Genomic DNA, 718 nt, shown 5'->3' with positions numbered 1-718 from the left:
CGACTATCGCACCAGTCGCAGCGGCGAACATGTGCGCGATTTCCTGCGGGACTGGCGCGGGCATTTGATGGTGGATGATTACGGTGGTTACAAGGCGTTGTTCCAGCAAGGCGTGACGGAACTCGCCTGTCTGGCGCATGCGCGGCGCAAGTTCTTTGAACTGCACTCAGCGATGATGAATCACCCGGTAGCGGAAGAAGCGTTGCGTCGAATCGGCGAGTTGTACGCGATTGAAGCCGAAGCGCGCGATGACGATGTGGCTGCGCGGCGGCTGCGTCGTCAGCAGGACGCCGTACCCAAGCTGCATGCGCTGCACGACTGGCTGATCACCCAGCGCCAGACGGCAGCCCCCGGCGGTGGCTTGGCACGCGCTATCGACTACAGCCTGAAGCGCTGGCCGGCGCTGGCGCGATATGCCGAGACGGGCCACCTGCCCATCGACAACAACCCGTGCGAGAACGCTATTCGGCCGATCTGCCTGGGGAAGAAGAACTGGCTATTCGCGGGTTCCGAGCGCGCCGGCCAGCGTGCTGCCGCCATCCAGAGCCTGCTGGCGACGGCAAGGCTCAATGGTCTGGAACCGCTCGCCTGGCTGCGCGACACCCTGGAGAAGCTACCCGCCTGGCCAAACAGCAGAATCGACGAACTGTTGCCGTTGCGGACGACGGCAGCGGCGTAGCATGCCGCAGCGTTGCTGCGTAGGTGGAAGCGCTGGACG

General features: G+C 64.3%; 1 protein-coding gene. It reads left to right on the top strand.

The window, feature by feature from the left end:
- Positions 1-679, top strand: a 679-nt coding sequence (gene tnpC, locus CSQ89_RS21770) for an IS66 family transposase (RefSeq protein WP_143747143.1), incomplete at its 5' end; no start/stop codon positions are given.
- Positions 680-718: the final 39 nt, after the last annotated feature.

Source organism: Chitinimonas sp. BJB300 (genome assembly GCF_002735695.1).
In the GTDB taxonomy this organism is placed as follows: Bacteria; Pseudomonadota; Gammaproteobacteria; order Burkholderiales; family Chitinimonadaceae; genus Chitinimonas.
The sequence above is the reverse complement of the archived record's forward strand: the minus strand, read 5'-3'. Positions and strand labels throughout refer to the sequence as shown.